14 protein-coding genes are annotated in these 20532 nt (G+C 45.2%); all 14 read right to left on the bottom strand.

Annotation, left to right across the window (positions count from 1 at the left end):
- Window position 1: 1 nt before the first annotated feature.
- Complete coding sequence (locus GPK60_RS12590) at window positions 2-1153, bottom strand: exonuclease SbcCD subunit D (protein WP_215660437.1); 1152 nt, start codon at window positions 1151-1153, stop codon at window positions 2-4.
- Window positions 1154-1236: 83 nt separating this feature from the next.
- A complete protein-coding gene (aguB, locus tag GPK60_RS12585) occupies window positions 1237-2118 on the bottom strand; it encodes an N-carbamoylputrescine amidase (RefSeq protein WP_147632092.1) in 882 nt (293 codons plus the stop codon).
- On the bottom strand, window positions 2115-3278 hold the full coding sequence (gene aguA / locus GPK60_RS12580; RefSeq protein ID WP_173898545.1) for an agmatine deiminase: 1164 nt from the start codon (window positions 3276-3278) through the stop codon (window positions 2115-2117). Before aguA ends, aguB begins: the two co-directional genes overlap by 4 nt.
- A gap of 62 nt (window positions 3279-3340) precedes the next feature.
- Window positions 3341-4489 carry a carboxynorspermidine decarboxylase gene (nspC, locus tag GPK60_RS12575; protein WP_215660435.1) on the bottom strand — a complete coding sequence of 383 codons (1149 nt, stop codon included), beginning with the start codon at window positions 4487-4489 and terminating at the stop codon, window positions 3341-3343.
- The gene (locus GPK60_RS12570; protein ID WP_147632089.1) at window positions 4486-5745 is read right to left on the bottom strand and encodes a saccharopine dehydrogenase family protein; all 1260 of its coding nucleotides are present in this window, start codon (window positions 5743-5745) and stop codon (window positions 4486-4488) included. The genes nspC and GPK60_RS12570 overlap by 4 nt, the downstream gene beginning before the upstream one ends.
- Before the next feature lie 27 nt (window positions 5746-5772).
- Complete coding sequence (speE, locus tag GPK60_RS12565) at window positions 5773-6636, bottom strand: polyamine aminopropyltransferase (protein WP_022119838.1); 864 nt, start codon at window positions 6634-6636, stop codon at window positions 5773-5775.
- Window positions 6637-6658: 22 nt separating this feature from the next.
- The gene (locus GPK60_RS12560) at window positions 6659-8113 is read right to left on the bottom strand and encodes an aminotransferase class I/II-fold pyridoxal phosphate-dependent enzyme (RefSeq protein ID WP_147632088.1); all 1455 of its coding nucleotides are present in this window, start codon (window positions 8111-8113) and stop codon (window positions 6659-6661) included.
- A gap of 540 nt (window positions 8114-8653) precedes the next feature.
- A complete protein-coding gene (locus tag GPK60_RS12555) occupies window positions 8654-11458 on the bottom strand; it encodes an EAL domain-containing protein (protein ID WP_215660431.1) in 2805 nt (934 codons plus the stop codon).
- Window positions 11459-11635: 177 nt separating this feature from the next.
- Window positions 11636-14545 carry an ATP-dependent RecD-like DNA helicase gene (locus GPK60_RS12550; RefSeq protein WP_346727783.1) on the bottom strand — a complete coding sequence of 970 codons (2910 nt, stop codon included), beginning with the start codon at window positions 14543-14545 and terminating at the stop codon, window positions 11636-11638.
- A gap of 11 nt (window positions 14546-14556) precedes the next feature.
- The gene (locus GPK60_RS12545; RefSeq protein ID WP_215660429.1) at window positions 14557-14790 is read right to left on the bottom strand and encodes a purine biosynthesis protein PurH; all 234 of its coding nucleotides are present in this window, start codon (window positions 14788-14790) and stop codon (window positions 14557-14559) included.
- 649 nt (window positions 14791-15439) lie between these two features.
- Window positions 15440-16210, bottom strand: a complete 771-nt coding sequence (locus GPK60_RS12540) for an ABC transporter ATP-binding protein (RefSeq protein ID WP_215660426.1) — start codon at window positions 16208-16210, stop codon at window positions 15440-15442.
- A 4-nt stretch (window positions 16211-16214) separates the two neighbouring features.
- Window positions 16215-16994, bottom strand: a complete 780-nt coding sequence (locus GPK60_RS12535) for an ABC transporter permease (RefSeq protein WP_147632084.1) — start codon at window positions 16992-16994, stop codon at window positions 16215-16217.
- Window positions 16995-17062: 68 nt separating this feature from the next.
- A complete protein-coding gene (locus GPK60_RS12530; RefSeq protein ID WP_252191399.1) occupies window positions 17063-18037 on the bottom strand; it encodes an ABC transporter substrate-binding protein in 975 nt (324 codons plus the stop codon).
- Between the two features lie 108 nt (window positions 18038-18145).
- The gene (gene cooS, locus GPK60_RS12525; protein WP_215660423.1) at window positions 18146-20266 is read right to left on the bottom strand and encodes an anaerobic carbon-monoxide dehydrogenase catalytic subunit; all 2121 of its coding nucleotides are present in this window, start codon (window positions 20264-20266) and stop codon (window positions 18146-18148) included.
- Between the last annotated feature and the right edge of the window lie 266 nt (window positions 20267-20532).

Genomic DNA, 20532 nt, shown 5'->3' with positions numbered 1-20532 from the left:
CTTATTTCACCCCCTGTACACTGCTGATCACATCCAGCAGCATCTCACGTTCTTCCTCATCCATATGTTCCCCGAGAAACGAACAGCAAAGTTCAAACGGGTCCAGTTCTTCAATCTTTCTGCTCTGTCTTTTGTACTCTGCTCTCCGCTCCCTCTCTCTGCGGATCTCAAGCAGATATGGAAATGCATTTCGCAGACGGTCTTTGAGGTCGATCACATCGAGATCTTCTTTGTCTGTGAGCACGACCGTGACATAATCTTCGCATGCCTGCGAAAGCACCTCCTGAAATTCTCCCTTTATCACACGCACCTGACGAAGCGGCGGAAGCGGAAGCACTTCCGTGGAAATATTTCCTTTTTCTTTCATCGTCACCATCACAATGCCTTTTTTCTGTCCGGCTTCACTGACCGAACAGGCAAGCGGTGTTCCGCAGTAACAATAATATTCGCTTCCCACTTTCATCGGTTTGTGGATATGTCCAAGTGCCGCATAATCAAACACTTCCAGCACATCTGCTGAGATCTCATCGATATTTCCGACCGTGCGGATCTCGGAATCCATGCGCTCTACGTCCTCCGCCTGTCGGTCGGATGGAAGATAAAACTGATGACTGACCAGCACATTTCGCTCCTTTGTATCGATATTTTCTCTTTCGATCAGAAGATGCAGTGCCTCGTCGTAGGAATGCTGTGTTCCGTCCTCCCGCGTTCCCACGATCTCTCTTACCATCGACGGTTTCACAAACGGAAGCAGATAAAAATGCAGATCACCATAAGCATCCTGCAGTGTCACTTTTTCGATATATTCCTCTTCTGTAGTCGGCGGCGTGCCAATCATATAGACATTCTGCCTGGACAAAATACTGCGAAAACAGTTCAGCCTGGCGGCACTGTCATGATTGCCGCTGATGATCATCACCGGCATCTGCGGCATTTCTTCGGAAAGATTTTTCATAAAGCTGTCAAAAATCTCCACTGCCTCCGCAGACGGAACAGCTTTGTCATAAATATCCCCTGCGATCACCATCGCATCCGGCTGCTGCTCTTTTGCCAGCCGGATGATCTGTTCAAAAATATATTCCTGGTCTTCCCGCAGATCGCGTTCGATCAGTTTCAGTCCGATATGCAGATCGGATAAATGAAAAAATTTCATCTGCTCACCCCTCGTAAATCTTATCTTAGTTGGAGAAAACTCCTCTTCTGTATATGTTAAGCAACAAATCTGTCTTCTTTCTTCTATTTTTGTCCTGCAATGATCCTGTACATTTCCGGTCTGCGGTCACGGAACAGTCCCCATTCAAGACGCTTTGTTGCCAGCTCATCCAGATCGTATTCTCCGATCAGGATCTCTTCCTGATCTCTGGAAGCTGTTTTTTTCAGTTCGCCTGTTTCATCGGTCAGGAAGGAAGAACCATAAAAAGTCAGTGCAGACTTCTGACCTCCATTTTCCGTATCCGGCTCTACCACCTCTTTTCCAATACGGTTTGCTGCGATCACCGGCATCAGATTGGCTGCCGCATGGCCCTGCATACAACGCCTCCAGTGCGGCATGCTGTCACATTCCAGAATTGGCTCCGAACCGATAGCAGTCGGATAAAACAGAAGTTCTGCACCCTGAAGTGCCATGCATCTGGCACTCTCCGGAAACCACTGATCCCAGCAGATTCCGATGCCGATCTTTCCATATCTGGTCTCAAAGATGCGAAATCCAGTATCGCCCGGCGTAAAATAAAATTTTTCCTGATAATAGTGGTCATCCGGAATATGTGTTTTACGATAAATCCCAAGAATCGTTCCGTCCGCATCGATACATGCGATTGAATTGTAAAGATTGTTGACTTCTTTTTCATAAAAGCTGATCGGAAGCACGACTCCAAGTTCTTTTGCCAGACGCACTCCCATCTGTACTGCTTCGTTTTCTTCTGCCGGTTTTGCATAATGATAAAAATCATACCGTCTCTGCTGACAGAAATATTCCCGTTCAAAAAGTTCCGGCAGCAAAATAATATTTGCTCCTTCTGCTGCCGCTTCTCTGATTTTCTTTTCTGCTTTTTCCAGATTTTCCTGCAGCTCTGTGCTGCACTGCATCTGGATCGCCGCTGTTTTTACTTTTCTCATTCCTTTTCTGCCTTTCCCTGTGGTATCTGCTGCGTAATACAGTGGATGTTTCCGCCTCCGGTGAGAATATCTCCTGCATACACCGGTAGGATCTCTCTCTGCGGACATATGCTGTGCAAGATCTCTGCTGCCCGCTGATCACTTTCTGCATTTTTTCCGCCAAAAGCCGGCATGATAACTGCTCCGTTTGAAAAATAGAAGTTTACATAAGATGCCGCAAGGCGTTCGCCCACTTCTCTTGTATCTTCTCCTTCTTCAAACACATACCCTTCCAGATCTTCCGGTGTAACGCAGACCGGCACATCCGGGATTGGAAGTTTATGTACGATGATCTTTCTGCCTTTCGCATCGGTCTGTAATTCCAGATACTGAAGTGTCTCCAGTGATAACGGGTACTGCGGATCTTTCGGATCATCCGTCCACGCCAGTACCACCTCAGCCGGACCGACAAAAGCACATACATTATCTACATGCTCGTTTGTCTCATCCAGGTAAATGCCCCTTGGCAGCCAGAGCACTTTCTCCGCACCCAGATATGCTTTCAGTTTCTCCTCAATCTGTTCTTTTGAAAGCTGCGGATTCCTGCCTTTGCTGAGCAGACAGGCTTCTGTCACCATGACTGTCCCTTCCCCATCACTGTGAATGGAACCGCCCTCCAGCACAAAAGGTGCCGCATCGTAGCAGAAATATCTTTCTCTTTTGGCGAAATCTAGGGCAAACGCATCATCCAGCTTCCAGGATGCATACAGCCCATCCACCGTTCCGCCCCAGGCATTGAAAGACCAGTTTACTGCACGAACGCTGCCTCCCTTTTTTACAAACGTCGGTGCCATATCTCTTGCCCAGGCATCATCCGTTTCTGCCTCAAAGACGGTCACCGGAAAATGTCTTCCGCATGCGATGGCTTCTCTATATTTTTCTTTCTGCTGTGCGGCAAATGCCTCTGCCCGTGCAAGAACCTTTTTTCCGGCAGCCAGATATACCGGCTCACTTTTTGTGATTGCTTCCATAACTGCACAAAAAGCCTGTTCGGCATCTTTTGCATCTTTTTTCCAGGAACCCGGCCGCTGCGGCCAGATCATGATGCAGCCTTTATGCGGCTCATACTCTGCCGGCATATAATATCCGTCCGCAGACGGTGTTGTTCTGTTGTATTCCATCGTATCCTCCTTCAGAATCTACGGTGCTGTCGCTTGCAAGTCTCATATGCGTTCGGTTTGAATTACAGACGCATTTTAAAATCGTTATAGCCAAATTCTCTTACCATTTCCACACTTCCGTCTTCTTTTAAAAGTGCGATTCCCGGAAGCGGCATTCCGTTAAAGGTATTGTTTTTTACCATGGAATAGATCGCCATATCTTCAAAGACCAGCTGATCCCCGATACGGATCGGCTGCTCAAAACTGTAGTCCCCGATCACATCCCCGGCAAGGCAGGTCATCGAAGAGAGGCGATACGTGTACTGTTTTTCCCCTGCTTCAAATCCTTTTGCAAGCGGCGGGCGGTACGGCATCTCCAGCACATCCGGCATATGGCAGGCTGCCGATGCATCGAGGATCAGAATGTCCATATCGTTGTGCACGATGTCCATCACTTCTGTCACAAGATAACCGGCATTTAAAGCAATCGCTTCGCCAGGCTCCAGATAAACTTCCACCGGATAGGTTTCTCTGATATAACGGATCAGTTTTTTCAGAGTTTCTATCTGATAATTTTCCCTTGTGATATGATGACCTCCGCCCATATTCAGCCATTTCATCCGGTACAGATATTTCCCGAATTTCTTTTCAAATGCCTGAAAAGTCGTTACAAGATCATCTGCATTCTGTTCGCACAGCGTGTGGAAATGAAGTCCTTCCACACCCTCCAGCAGATCTTCCCGGAACTGTTCTTCTGTCACACCAAGTCTGGAAGCATAGCCACAAGGATCATAGATCTCATGCCCTTCCTGCGTGGAGCACTGCGGATTGATGCGGATGCCGACACTGACTGCTTTTTTATCTTTTCTCACCTTTGCACTTTCCCGGCACATTTCTTTATATTTCTCATACTGTGCAAAGGAATTGAAGATGATATGGTCGCAGATCTGCACCAGTTCTTTCATATCTTTTTCTTTGTATGCCGGTGCAAAAACATGATTTTCTTTTCCCATCTCTTCATATCCAAGTCTTGCCTCATACAGTCCGCTCGCTGTTGTTCCGCTGATATACTGACCGATCATCGGATACAGGCTGTACATAGAAAAGGCTTTCTGGGCGAGCAGGATGTGACAGCCGCACTCCTGCTCAAGATCCGCAAGAATCTCCAGATTTTTTCTGATTTTGCCTTCATCCACAACATAGCACGGTGTCGGCAGATCTTTCCACATCATTCTACAGTCTGCGGATTTTCATCCACAACCCACGGCAGTCCGTACTGATTCAGCATATCCATAAACGGATCCGGATCAAATTCTTCGATGTTGAACACACCGTCTTTGTCCCATACTTTATCCACAACAAGTGCTGCCCCGATCATCGCCGGCACTCCGGTTGTGTAGGAAATCGCCTGAGATCCGACTTCTTTATAACACTCCTGATGATCACATACATTGTAGATATAAATGGTCTTCTCTTTTCCGTCTTTCTTTCCGGTAAAAATACAGCCAATATTTGTCTTTCCGACGGTACGCGGTCCAAGGGAAGCCGGATCCGGAAGCAGTGCCTTCAGAAACTGAATCGGCACGATCTCTTTTCCTTCAAACAGAATCGGTGAAGTGGAAAGCATGCCTACATTTTCCAGACATTTCATGTGCGTCAGATAGCTCTGTCCAAAGGTCATAAAGAAACGGATACGCTTTACGCCCGGAACATTTTTTGCCAGAGATTCGATTTCTTCATGATGAAGCAGATACATATCTTTTTCGCCGACCTGTGGGAAATTATATTCTCTTTTGATCTCCATCGGCTCAGTCTCTACCCAGTGACCATTCTCCCAGTAAGAACCGTTTGCGGACACTTCCCGCAGATTGATCTCCGGGTTAAAGTTGGTGGCAAACGGATAGCCATGATCTCCTCCGTTGCAGTCCAGAATATCGATCGTCTCGATCTCATCAAAATAATGTTTCAGTGCATAGGCTGTAAAGACACTGGTGACACCCGGATCAAAGCCGCTTCCGAGAAGTGCCGTGATGCCTGCTTCTTTAAATTTTTCCTGATAAGCCCACTGCCAGGAATAGTCAAAATATGCGGTAAATCCGGCCTCTTTGCAGCGTTTCTCGTAAATTTCACGCCACTGTTTATCGTCGGTATCTTCCGGCTCATAATTGGCGGTATCAATATAATCCACCTTGCATGCCAGACACGCATCCATGATCGTCAGATCCTGGTACGGAAGTGCCACATTTAAAACAGCATCCGGCTGATAAGACTGGATCAGTGCGATCAGTTCTTCCACCTTATCGGCATCCACCTGTGCTGTTGTGATTTTTGTTTCCGTTGTATTCTCCAGTTTTTCTTTCAGTGCATCGCACTTTGCCTTTGTTCTGCTGGCAATACAGATCTCAGAAAATGTTTTGCTGTTCTGACAGCATTTGTGGATCGCAACTCCTGCAACTCCTCCGCATCCAATGATCAGTAATCTTCCCATAGTACAATCTCCTTTTCTTTTTGCTTTTTATTTTTTACGACCTTCCTCTTCTTCCAGCATATCTTCTACATATTTTGGAAGCATAAATGCTCCCTTATGAAGATTGGTCGTGTAGTACCAAGTTTCTATCTTCCGCTCTTTCCAGCGTTTTGCATTCAGGTGTTCCAGCGGATGATATTTTTTTGATGCAAACCCAAACAGCCAGTACCCGGATGAACAGGTCGGGATGTGTGCCTGATAGACACGGCTGATCGGGAAACTGTGGCTTGCCTTCCGGTGCATCACCCGGCAGGATTCTTCGTCTTCATCATAAAACGGACTTCCGTGCTGATAGACCATGATGCCGTCTTCTTTTAGTGCACGGTAACAGTTCCCGTAAAATTCTTTGGTAAAGAGTCCGGCATTATGTCCGAGCGGATCAATCGCATCGTTTATGATCAGATCATATTCATTATGACGCAGACGCAGAAATTTCAGTCCGTCCTCATAATAAACACTGACTCTTTTATCTGCCAGTCCGCAGGCATTGTCCGGGAAAAATTCTTTACAGACTTCAACAAAAACGCGGTCCGGCTCGACCACATCAATTTTTTCGATTTCTTCATAATGGCTCAGCTCTCTTGCCACACCGCCGTCCCCGCCGCCGATCACCAGGACATTTTTCACACATGGATGAACTGCCATCGGCACATGAACGATCATCTCATCATAAATAAACTCATCTTTTTCTGAAAATACAATGCTTCCGTCTGCACTTAAAAAACGGCCAAATTCATCAGAATCAAACACATCAATGCGTTGAAATTCCGTCTGCAGACCAAAAAGCTGTTTCTGGACTTTTACCGAAACTTTTACTTTTTCTGTCTGGTAATCTGAAAACCAAAGCTCCATCCTTTTCCCCTCCCATTTGCTTTTATTTTTCGCTCAGCACATATAAATATTCTATCTCTGTATCCTGCATTCCCTGCATGGAACAGCCCTTTTCTTTTGCGTAAATAATATAATCAATGATCTCCTGCGTGATCAGCTCTCCCGGTGCAAGGATTGGGATCCCCGGCGGATAGCACATCACAAATTCACTGCAGATCATGCCTTTTGTCTCCCGGATCGGAACTGCTTTCTTTTCTGCATAAAAAGCAGTCTGCGGAGATACCAGAACGGTCGGCCTGATGTACTCGGCTCCCGGCATTTTTTCCGGATCTTTTGCATAAAGCCGCTTGATATCCGCCAGTGCCCCCACCAGCCGCTCGATATCCTGGATACGGTCACCGATGGAAATATACGCCAGGATATTTGCGATATCTCCAAGCTCAATCTGGATGTCATACTCATCACGCAGCAGGTCATAAACCTCAATGCCGGCAAGCCCGATATCTCTTGTATACACGGAAAGTTTTGTCACATCAAAATCATAGACGCTTCCGCCGTTTATCATATCTTTACCGTAAGCATAAAAACCGCCGATTGAATTGATCTCTTCTCTTGCATATTCTGCCATGCGGCTCACTTTATCAAAAGACTCCCGTCCGCGCAGTGCCAGATTTCTCCTGGAAATATCCAGACTGGAGATCAGCAGATAGGAAGCACTTGTTGTCTGTGTCAGATTTATAATCTGACTTACATATTCCCAGTTTACATTTTTTCCGGTAAGAAGCAGAGAACTCTGTGTCAGGCTTCCGCCGGATTTATGCATGGACACCGAAGCCATATCTGCCCCGGCATCCATGGCACAGACCGGAAGATCACTGCCAAAATACAGATGCGTGCCATGCGCCTCATCCGCCAGCACCAGCATATTATGTTCATGTGCCACCTTAACGATCGCACGCAGATCAGAACAGATCCCATAGTAGGTTGGATTGTTTACAAGAACTGCTGCCGCATCCGGATTCTCACGGATCGCCCTTTCCACCTCAGAAACCTGCATTCCGAGTGATATCCCCAGTTTTGTATCCACTTCCGGATTCACATACACCGGAACCGCACCGCACAATACCAGTGCATTGATCACACTTTTATGTACATTTCGCGGCAGAATGATCTTGTCACCTGCCTTGCAGCAGGAAAGCACCATTCCCTGCACGGAAGAAGTTGTTCCGCCAACCATAAAAAAGGCATGATCCGCACGAAATGCTTCCGCTGCCAGTTCTTCTGCTTCCTTGATCACAGAAACAGGATGACAGAGGTTATCCAGCGGCTTCATGGAATTGACATCCAGGCTGACACATTTTTCTCCCAGAAGATCCGCAAGTTCCGGATTTCCTCTTCCGCGTTTATGTCCCGGTACATCAAACGGCACAACTCTTCTTCTTTTTAAACGCTCCAGTGCCTCATAAACCGGAGCATGCATCTGTTTGTTTCGATTCATTCTTTTTCTCCAATCATAGCATGATGTGGGTGTCAAAAGTCCCCAACTATAATGCCTACGGATTGTTCCGTGCGTTGCACTCCCTGGCATCATAGCATACGATAAATATATCCGCATAAAAAAAACAGGTGAAATCCTCACCTGTCTTTAAACGTCTTATGATAGCTTTACTTTATGTATTTATCTTACATCCGCAAAAACTATTTCCAGAGTCTGTCGTTGGCACTCTCGCCAGCAAATATTTGCTAATCCTACTCTTTATTGACCATTTCACAAGTGATGTTTTATTCTGGGACGCTGTATTCCCAAACAAAAGACTTATAAAATTTAGCTTTTAACTAAATCAATAATGCGGTCTCTCACCGCAATCGGCAGCTGCCCCGCCTGTCCGTATGGGCTTAACCAATCACTTGGTGGGCAAATATTTGCATGAAAATCATTTCTGCTTCATGTATTAGATTCCAGAGTCAAAAGGTCTTCTGACCCTAATATCATTTCAAGTATAGCATGGCAATTTTTGAATTGCAAGTTAAAAAATCTTTACATCTCATCGAGAAGTTTTCGAAACTCTTCCTGTGGAATCGGACGGTAATAATAATATCCCTGGATATAATCACAGTGGCTCTTCTTCAGAAAATCTGCCTGAACTTCTGTCTCAACGCCTTCTGCAACGATATGAATACCCATCTCATGTGCCATATCGATCAGGAATCGTAACATACTTTTCGTCTTTGGATTTGTCTCGATCTGGCGGATGAAACTCATGTCAATCTTCATAATATCGAAATTGTACTGCTGAAGCATACCAAACGAAGAATAACCGGTTCCGAAGTCATCCATCATGATCTTTACACCTTCTGTACGGAAGGATTCAAGAATACTGTTGCGGCTCTCACCCATCGCAGCGTAGGATGTCTCAGTGACTTCCAGACGGATCAGTTTTTCTTCCAGATCATTGTTTTTACATTTATCAAGGATATCTTCCATGATCTTCTCATCATAGAAATCCATCCATGATAAATTGACCGAAACCGGAACCACATTCTTGCCTGCATGGTAACGGTCCATCAGGAAATCGCTGACCTGATGAATGACATAATCATCCAGTTCGGAGATGTGACCGCTCTCTTCCAGAGCCGGTATAAAGAAGCCTGGCGACAGGAAACCTTTCTCGGAATGATGCCAGCGGATCAGGGCTTCTGCGGAAGCGATCTGTCCGGTCTTTACATCCACAACCGGCTGATAATAAACCTGAAGTTCTCCTTTCGCGATGCCTTCTGCAAGTTCTCCTGCAATCTCTGCTTTGTCTATGTAAGCAGTCTGCATGGAAGAATCATATACTTTATATGGCTGAACATACTCATCTTCAATATATTCCTTTGCCAGCTTCGCACGCCCGATCATCATGTTTACGGACATTTCTTTATCTTTTACATAGAAAATACCGCAACGGCTGAACAGACGGATGGTCTTTCCGGAGCTGGAAATCTTCTTCGTACAGAGCTTTGGCAGAAACTCCTCATCCAGATTTTCCCGTTTCACAAGGCACACAAAATGGTCAGCCTCAGCCCTGGCGGTCACAACCGGATCAAGCTGTGAATTTTTCAGATCTTCATAAAATTCACGCAGAATAAAATCACCAAGATCAATTCCAAAAAGTTCGTTCACTGCCTTAAAGTTCTTAATATTGAAAAACAGGATCGCATAATTGTCATCCTCATTTGCATTCTGCAGGATATGTTCTGCCTTCTGTACAAATCCCTGTCGGTTGTATCCGCCTGTCAGTGCATCCTGTCCTGCCAGCTCCGTAATATCCTCGACTGCCACAGCCACGATGCCAAAATACCGATCAAAATAAAGATAAGTATAATTAATCAGGCATTTTTCTCCATCTTTGTTTATCTGGTGTGTACTGAAAGAATAACGTCCTTTCAGATCCAGTTCTCTTTTTATATTATCAAGTCTCGTATGATTTTCAAACTGTGCCTTTTCTTCTTCCGGAACAGAATTCTGTACTGCTTTTTTCAGATACTGTTCATAATCCAGCTCCTGATCCAGAGACTCTGAAAAATCAAAAACTTTCGCAGAACTGATCGCGATCTTCCTGCGTTTTAAGTCGATCACCGCAATCCGCTCATAGCTTTTCTGATACAGGATCTGCGGCATCTTTTCTTCCAGATACTTCTCCGTAATATTGGTAAAATAAAGAATAGCCTCTATCTGACCGAAAAAAGCATTGCGAACCATCTCTGCTGTTACGCAATAAAGCTGCGGACGATGGTTTTCTGTGCTGTATACCGGATAATTTTCCTGAATGACCGTGTGACCTTTTTCGAAAGAATCCAGCATATGCTTTCTGCTGAAATTTTCTGTAAAACTTCTGCGCCCATCCTCCTGTGGAATCGAAGTGCTGATCCTGTTTATATACTGATCAAGTGTACGATCCTCTTCCTGAAGCTCCAGATTTTTCAGAGAACTGCTTCCGGATTTGCAGGTTCCGTCTGTTACATTGACATTCACCATACCGACAAAACCTTTGCTCCTGCTCAGAACCATATCCAGCTGTTTCAGATAGTCTGTATTGATATCCCGAAGATAAAGAACCACGACTTCGTTATCTTTTGCGTACTCTGTACTCTTGATGATCTCCATGGAAACCCAGCGAAATTCCTGTCCATTCCGACAGCGATAGCTCATACTGATACGCTCTGTATCTTCTTCCGAGAAATTTTTACGCAGATTTTCCGAATCACAAAATTCCAAAAAAGCTTCCTGATCTTCCTCATGGACATATTCTTCTCCGTACTGCATCAGTCTCTGCGAAATACTCTTAATGCCATCCAGCGGACTCCTGAAATCGTCGGAAATATTTTTAAGTGTTCTATAGGTATCCGTACTCAGATTGATTTTAATGATACGATAAAAAATGCCGGATAACATCTCCATCGCATCGTGCAGACTGCTGGACGCTTTTGCATACAGTGCAATCGTATTGTGCACACGCCGCAGTACAACTGCCGTATCAAACGGCCTCGTAAAATAATCCGTGGCTCCGAGTTCGTACGCCTTTCCTATACTTGCCTCCGATGTTTCTGCCGAGATACAAATAACCGGCAGTGAATCAAGCCACTGCTTTTCTTCCATGACCTTCAGAACTTCATATCCATTCATCACCGGCATATTCAGATCAAGCAGCACGATCTGATACGTTTTCCACTTCTTTTCCAGGATCTCGATCGCTTCCTGACCGTCTTTCGCCATGTCGATCTCGTATGTTTTCTCAAGCATGGCCGCCAGGATCTCTCTGTTTATTTCCGAATCATCTACTATCAAAATTTTCTGCATTCTTCATCTTCCCTCTTAAAAGAATACCCTGTACTAAACATTTTCTGCGTCTTCCAAAACTAAAAAAACAGTTCACCCCCCCCGAACTGTTCCCGCTTCTTCAATGTCCATATAAAATACCGTCTCCGACACCATTGTTTTCTTATTATACTATGTTTTTTATCTCACGTCCAGCTATTAAAACTTTTCCTGTAACCTTTCTTTTAAAAGAGTATTTCGTTTTGTCACCGTCACATTCCGCACGGCATAGGAAAGTGCCTTGCGTGTTCCGACCAGTACGAGGATTTTTTTCGCACGGGTGATTCCTGTATAGATCAGATTTCTCTGAAGCATCACAAAATGATTCATCAGCACCGGCATCACGACGATCGGATATTCCGATCCCTGTGCTTTATGGATTGTTGTTGCATAGGCAAGTGTCAGTTCATCCAGTTCTGTGACATCATACTCTACGATGCGTCCGTCGAAATTCACTTTCAGATTTCGGGCTGCCACATCCACCGCATCGATCATCCCGATATCGCCGTTAAACACTTCTTTGTCATAATTATTGCGGATCTGCATCACTTTATCGTTTACGCGAAATACAAAACCACCTCTTCGCAGTCCTTCGCCCTGCGGATTGAGAGTCTCCTGAAGAATCGTATTTAAATTGGCAGCTCCGACGATTCCTTTCTGCATCGGCGTGAGCACCTGAATCTGAGACGGCGGCGTCTGATAATAACGCGACAGCTTATTTTTCACCAGACGCATGACCTCGTCTGCTGCCTCCTGCGGATCTTCTTTCTGCACAAAAAAGAAGTCCGTATCCTTCCCATTGGAAATATCCGGCATTTTGCCCTCGTTGATCCGATGTGCATTCATAATGATACGGCTGCTCTGTGCCTGTCGGAAAATCCTGGTCAGACGGATCACAGGCACTGTTTCGGAATCAATGATATCACGCAGCACGTTTCCGGCTCCGACAGACGGCAGCTGATCGATATCTCCGACCAAAATCAGACGCATCCCCTGCGGAATCGCCTTTAAAAGTGCATTCACTAAAACGATATCGATCATCGAACATTCGTCAACGATCAGTACGTCCCCTTCCAGCGGATTTTCTTCGTTTTTGAGATATCCTTCCGGAGGCTGACATTCCAGAAGACGATGGATTGTTTTCGCTTCCAGGCCGGTGGCCTCTGTCATACGTTTTGCCGCACGCCCTGTCGGTGCCGCAAGCAGAATCTTAAGTCCGAATGCCCGATATGCTGCAATGATCCCCTGTGTGGTCGTTGTCTTTCCGGTTCCAGGTCCTCCGGTCAGCACCATAACTTTGGAAACCGCTGCTTTGCGAATCGCATCTGCCTGAACCTCATCATACTCCATATGCACCTTTTCCTGAATCTTCTCCACATCAATCGACAGATCCGGATTGCCTGTTTTTTCTTTCGCCGTCTCCAGTGCAGTCCACAGACGATCCGCCGCCGGAGCTGCCAGCAGCCTTTTTAATTTTCCTGCCACACCGGTCTCCGCATAATAAAACGGCGGCAGATAAATAGCTTCGGTTATTTGAGGTTCTGCCAATTTCCATTCCGGTTGTTCAAGGTCTGCAGGCATTTCATGTTTTCGCTGCTCTTTCGGAATTTCCACTTTCTGTAAGATCAGATCGTGATCCGCCAGCATCTGATCCAGCGTCATCACAACACAGCCCTCCTCTGCTTCCAGAAGCTCTGCTGCCGTTTTGATCAGCTGTTCCTTCGTTGCATAGACATGTCCCTGATCCGCCAGATTGCTTAATGTATACATAATACCGCTTCGAAGACGCACAAAAGCTTCTTTTCCAAATCCCAGCTTCTGTGCAATCCCATCCGCTGTTTTAAAGCCGATCCCCCAGATATCATCTGCCAGCCGAAATGGATTTTCCCGGACCTTATTGACACTTTCATTGCCGTATTGCTTGTAGATCTTTGCTGCAAAGGAAGTGCTAACCCCATGATCCTGCAAAAACAGCATAACATTTTTAATCTCTTTTTGCTTTTCCCAGCTCTCTGCAATCTTTCGGATACGCTTTTCTCCGATTCCCTCCACTTCCCTCAGCCGGAAGACATCGGTCTCAATCACAGCGATCGTCTCTGTTCCGAACTTCTGCACGATCCGTTTTGCATATTTGGGACCAACCCCTTTGATCAGCCCAGAACCCAAATATTTTTCAATGCCAAAAACAGTCGCCGGCATCGTCTCTTCCCAGGTCTTTGCCTGAAACTGTCTGCCATAGCGACTGTCCATTTTCCAGTTTCCGTCGATCAGAAGCACCGAACCAACATTGACATCCAGAAGACTGCCGACCACCGTCACCAGATCCTGATAATTTTTCACCGCACACTTCAGAACTGTATAGCCGTTGTCCGGATTCTGGTAAGTGATCCGCTCCACCACCGCACGCAGTTTAAAAGTACTGCGTTTCCGGACTGTCGGTGCGGTGTTTTGTGCCTGTTCACTCGGTTCTGTTTTTGCCGAATCGACTCCTCTGTTATTTTCTTTATCTTTGCCCTGTTTTTTGTATACAGGATTTCCCATTTTCTCAAAAACCTGCTGGTTCATCCGGCAGTCATTTAATGCCCGATGTGCCCCTTCTGCCGAAATCCCGTAGTATTCTGCCAGATCCGTCAGCCTGTGATGCTCCAGATTCGGAAGCTCCCTTCTCGCCATCTGCAATGTATCAATATAATCATTTGGCAGCGACCGTTCAAAATACTTTTCCACATCACGATAAAGAAAATTCATGTCAAATCGGGCAATGTTATGTCCGACCAACACGAATCCTTCAATAAACTCCAGAAATTCTTCCAGAACCTGTTCAAAAAACGGTGCTTCCGCAACCATATCATCCGTAATGCCATTTACACGGCTGGCTCCGTAAGGAATCCTTTGTTTCGGATTCACCAGCGTACTGAACTCATCCGTAACCTTGCCGTGCTCCACCTTCACTGCAGAAATCTCAACCACTTCGTCCGTCTTAGGCGAAATCCCGGTCGTCTCCAGATCAAAGACCACATAATCCGCAACATAAGTGTTTAATAAATTTCCGCCCGCTTTTGCCATCATCCGCTCCTTTGTTATCTCATCGGACAGGAAGAACGAACCGTCGGTGCTTCCTCCCCGGAAATATAGCGTGCGTTAAACTCCATCGAAATCTCACGCAGCTCCTTTTTTCCATCAATATAATCCTGATACATCTCCACAATCCCGGAACTGCATCCATCACAGGAAGCATCAATATTGCCCAGAGATTCTGCCACGATCTGCTCACGTTCTTCCCTTGTCGTGTCCTTTATCAAATATTTTACCATCGTTATTCACTCCATTGTTGCGATTCTATATAGAAAAATGACCGCCCCATGCCTGAGAAACTAGGGCGATCATAAGCCTTTAACAATCAGGCGAACCGTCATCGGCAACACCTTTTATGCATTTATAATAGCATTTCTATTCTTTTATGTCAAATATATTATTTTTGTTTTTGTATGTTTCTTTTTGTTTATTAATGTCTTTTTTTGTTTTTATTGATTTTATAATAAATATATGATATTATACAAAACAGGTGTTGCCACACGTTGACGTGTGTATGGCGGTTCGCTTCTTGCGGAGAGTAGACTGTAGCTCCGATTACATAGATTTATCTCTCACTTTCAGAGAAATCTTGGAAAAGGAGGTCTTACTTATGCTTACCATTTCTGACCTTATCGCAGTATTTTCACTGTGTGCGACTTTTTACAGTCTTGGTTATATGCATGGAAAGCATGACTCCAAGACGCAAAAATAACCGCCCTCTGTCCTGACAAAACATAGGCGGTTATCCAACTATTAAACAATCAGGCGAACCGTCATCGGCAACACCTTTTATGCATTTATAATAGCATTTCTATTCTTTTATGTCAAATATATTTTTATATGTTCTCTTTTTATTATTCACAAACAATAGAAATGAATCTTGTGAAATCAGATAAAGTACTCGATATTTCTCTCTTCTTTCATCTGGAAGATCTCATACACTTTATCTCGCATCAGCAGGAAATCATCTGATGTACGGTCTCTGTCTTTCGGCAGTGTGACTTTCATGATGCTCTTGATCTTGCCCGGATTGGCTGACATGATCACGATGCGGTCTGCAAGGAAAATAGCTTCTTCGATATCATGTGTAACAAACACGACGGTTTTGTCTGTCTCATGTGCGATCTTCAGAACATCTTTCTGAAGTTTCATTCTGGTGATCGCATCCAGTGCCCCGAACGGCTCATCCATAAACAGGATTTCCGGCTCGACCGCCAGTGCTCTGGCGATCGCCACCCTCTGTTGCATACCGCCGGAAAGCTGTGCCGGACGTTTTTTAGCTGCTTCTTTTAAGCCAACCATTTCCAGGTAATGATCTGTGATCTTCTTTTTTTCTTCTCTGCCGAGTTTCTTTGTTTCCAGTCCAAGCTCTACATTTTTTTGCACGCTTCTCCATGGCAGGAGTCCATAGTTCTGAAAAATGGTGACATATTTCATGGACGGTTTTTCTACGGTCTGTCCGTCGATTTTGATCTCTCCGGATGAAGGTTTTAAAAACCCTGCCATCGCATTGAGCAGTGTGGATTTTCCGCAGCCGGACGGTCCGAGCAGGCAGATAAATTCTCCTTTTTCCACCTGAAGGGAAACATCATTTAAAATGGTATGCTGTTCTTTGTTTTCCTCGAAGGAAATGCTCACATTTGATACGTCTATATACATTTCTCTACACTCCAAATCCAATTTTTGTGCTGATCGCTTTTTCTGCGAAACGTAACAAGCCATCTAAGATAAATCCGATCACTCCGATCGTGATCATGGTTGCCAGAAGTGCATCAAAACGCATGCAGTTTTTGCTGTCCATGATCAGAAATCCAAGTCCGGACTGTGCACCTACCATCTCTCCGGAAACCAGAAAAATCCAGGATGTTCCAAGTGCCAGGCGAAGTGCATTTGCAATCTGTGTAAAAATCGCCGGAAATACAATGCCAAATAATGTCTTTACTTTTCCGACTCCGAAGCTGTTGGCGATTTTATAATAAATCCCATCTACATGCTGTACCGCCGCCACAACGGAGAGCAGAATCGGGAAGAATCCGGCTATAAAGATGATCACGATCGCAGGCACATCACCGATTCCGAACCAGAATACGATAAACGGCAGGAATGCTACCGGTGCGATCGGACGGATGATCTGAAGGATTGGGTTGATAAACTGAAATACTTTCGGAAGGCTTCCGAGGATCAGTCCCAGCAAGATCGCAGATACGGCTGCAAGCACATAGCCGGTCGCAAAACGTAGCAGGCTGATCCGGATATGTCCCGGTAAGGTAACGTGGGAAGTACTTCCTTCCAGTCCCTGTGTAAACAATTTAACAAATTCCTCTCCGACTTTGACCGGAGACGGAAACAGTGTTGCATTTGCGTTTGTCACTGTGCAGGCGATCTGCCATACCAGAAGTACAACTACAAATGACACGATAACTCTGATACCTTTTTTCCACATAATATTGTTTCCTCGCTTTTTCTTTCAAGTCGAATTTCAAGACGCACCGTTCTTTTCCATACGCTATTTTAATCAGATTCGCTGCTTTCAGGCTGATATACGAAGTCTTCATAAGACGGTGGATTTTTGTTGATTCCGTACTTCTTCATTCGTTCTGTCAACTGTTCGTAATCGGATTTTGTGATCTCCAGATTGTCATAATGAATCCACTGCATGGAAACTTCCAGCGTCTTTTCATTCTGTCCAAGATAAGCTTCTGCAAGTGTTTTTGCCGTTGTTTCGTCGAGCCTGTTTCCGGCCTCTTCGTATCCGGCAACCAGTTTATCAACGGCTTCCTTGTTTTTTTCAAGAAAGCTTCCATTCATAACGAGGGCACAGCAGATGGAATTCTGCCACAGCTGTGTGGAATCATAAAGCACATGGCCGTAATCCTGCACCACAGCCTGTGCTCCGAACGGTTCTGCAACGCAATATCCATCAATTGCACCGCTTGCCAGGGAAGACGGCATTTCTGCCGGTGCAAGCTGGACAACCTTTACATCGTCAATCGACATTCCCGCATCAGAAAGCATATCGTTCAGTAAAATATTGTGGGAAGACTGATTAGATGGAATGGCAAAGGTTTTGCCTTTCAGATCTTCTACTTTTGTGATGTCATTGGAAACGATCACCACATTTCCATCTTTATGTCCCAGTGCCACTGCTTTGAGATCCAGCCCGTTACTGACGGCTCCCATCGCAAGTTCTGCCAGCACGGACGCTCCGTTGATCCTTCCGGAATTTAATGCATCCATCAGATCGGTCCAGGAACTGAATTTCTGAAGCTGTATCTGCAGAGTGCTGTTTTCGTCTGCATCAAGCAATTCTTTTTCTTCAAAGACGGCCAGTGCATGTGTGATCGGAAGGTAGCCGATCGTGATGATCTGCTTCTTTCCGTCTGCGGTATATTTTGCCTCAGATCTGCCGCATCCTGAGGACAAAACTGTCAGAAGCGTCAGGACAAGCAGCATGCACAGGCTTTTTCTGATTTTATATTTTCTCATAAGTACTCCTATGTCTGTTTTCGGGCAGCTATTTAAATCAAACGCTCATGACATTTTTTAAAAATGTCATCTGGATTTTTCTGTACTTTATCGTTTCGCAATTTTTGATCAGATTCCAAGCTGTCTGCGTTTTTCTTTCATATCAGCTACCATTTTCTCGCCGAGTGATACCGGATCCACATCTACCACCATGGAAGAATGCAGCGTTTCTTTTGTTCCTTCTTTCAAAAATTCGATGACTTTTGAAGAACCGTGGATCGGTGCTTCCACACAGTGATAAGAACTGATTCCGTTCAGGCGGAAGCCAAGTGCCGCATCAATTCCTTTTTCATTTGACCACTCCGGTGATGCAAAAGCGAACGGCATTTCGTACATTGCTTTTCCGAATGCATTTGCAATGCCTGCAAAGATTCCGGATGATCTGGTGTTGTCGATACATTCTCCGACATGCCATACCGGAGGCATATCCGGTTTGAGAAATTCTCTTAAGCCTTCTCCTGCCTTACTGTAAGCAAACTCGGAAGTCTGGCAATAACCCATTTTCATCAGTGGGAAGGATGCACATCCGTTTGTGATGATCAAAACGTTATTTTTCAGAAGTACATCACAGACATCAAGGATCGCTTTTTCGTAGAGTACTTTCGGATTGTTGCATCCGACCATATTTACCACACCAAGGATTTTGCCCTCTCGGATTGCATCTGCAATCGGCTCCAGACTGCCGTATTTTTTACACAGATATTCTACAGAAAATCCAACTTCTGCCTCTACTTCATATTTCGGAATAAATACCGGCACACCTTTTCGTGCCTCAAAACTTTCGATTGCACGCTCTACGATGCGTTCTGCAATCTTTTTTGTCTCCGCGATATTCGAATGATGATGGTCGTATCCGATATGTTCTGCTCCCGGAAGTCTCGCAGAATCGTGTGTCGTGACAACCGTTGTCTTGAAACATTTTGCAACATCCATGATCGCCGGATAAACTTCCTGCACATCTGCTACCCAAAGATCCAGTGCTCCGGTTCCAAGCACCAGTTCTGCACTGACTGCATTGGACAGTGGGATAACGCCCTCATAACGGTACATAGAAGAAAGTCCGGAACAGCAGATGCCGTAAAACTGAATGCCCTTTGCTCCTTTTTCTTTCGCAAGTTTCTGAAATTTCTCGCTCTGTCCAGCCTTTACGATCTCTTTTACCAGAATCGGCAGATGTCCGTGAACTGCGATATTTACATAGCCTTTTTTCAATGCTCCGACGTTTACCTTGGAAGTCACACGATCACCGACTCCAAGCAGTGCATCGGTTGCGATCGATGTAGAAACAACACCGCTGAATGTAAAGGCAAGTCCACAGCGAAGAAACTGTTTCATCACGCTCTCCCAGTCTCCGTCCGTCGCACAGCCTGTTTTGTGGTAAGCTTCAAACACTTCGTGATAAGCACTGATTGGCAGAATATCCATATCTTTCCATACTTTCTGACGCTCCGATGCCGCACAGGCAGTGATCACTTTGTATTCATCCGGCTCTGTTCTCGATAAATCTGCAAGAAGTGCATCTGCCAGGTCGATCGCGATATTTTTGATCTGTCTGTGTTTTGTTTTGATGCCAAATGACTTTGCCATTGCAATGACTTTGTATTCTCCGATGATCGGAATATCCAGTTTGCCCTGAGCTGCCCATTTCAGCATCAGGATGAGTTCTCTTGCATGCATGCCATGCTGTGCTGCACCGGCTGCCGCACCGCGAAGCAGATTTCTCGCAACGATCAGATCTGCATCTGCACCACAGACACCTCTCGGAGATTTCGGAGTGATACGGCATGGACCCATGTTACAGATACGGCAGCAAGTACCGCTCAGTCCAAAACTGCACTGTGGCTGTTGTTTGTCAAAACGGTCAAATGCCGTATCATATCCAAGCTGCTCCATACGCAGCATCATTTCTTTGACTGCCGGGTCCGGCACATTGTCCAGCACATCCTGCTTTGTCGGAAATGTTTTGCGATAAGCTGCAACCGCCTTCATGTAATCTTCCGTGAAAACTTCCTCGTGGCTGTGTTCATACTCGTTTCCGTTTTCACCTACATGTTTGTGTGTATGTCCGCTGACCGGCACCAGAACTTTCGGAACACCGTTTTTGTCGAATCCAATGATCGCTCTGTGATTATGCGGTTCAACCTGCGTATTGATCATATCTTGTTCGTTTTTCTTTTCTTTATTGTCCATACCTGTTTTCCTTTTCTGTTTTTTGAAAATCTATCTCTATGCTTCTTCCTGAAAGTTTTTTTCATTTTTTGGTTACTATACCACCTAATTCTTATTATGTCAATAGGTTTTATATATATTGAAAATATCGAGATAATACCGCTTTCTTCCTGTATTTGCCGAATCTCTGAAAATGATAACCTTTCACAATCGAGTAGGAGGCGGTGACTAACCGCCGTCCTCTCACACCACCGTGCGTACCGTTCGGTACACGGCGGTTTCAATAG

Source organism: Ruminococcus sp. MCC718, assembly GCF_018783905.1.
In the GTDB taxonomy this organism is placed as follows: Bacteria; Bacillota; Clostridia; order Lachnospirales; family Lachnospiraceae; genus Hominisplanchenecus; species Hominisplanchenecus faecis.
Note: the sequence above shows the minus strand (reverse complement) of the source record. Positions and strands in the feature narration are given on the sequence as shown.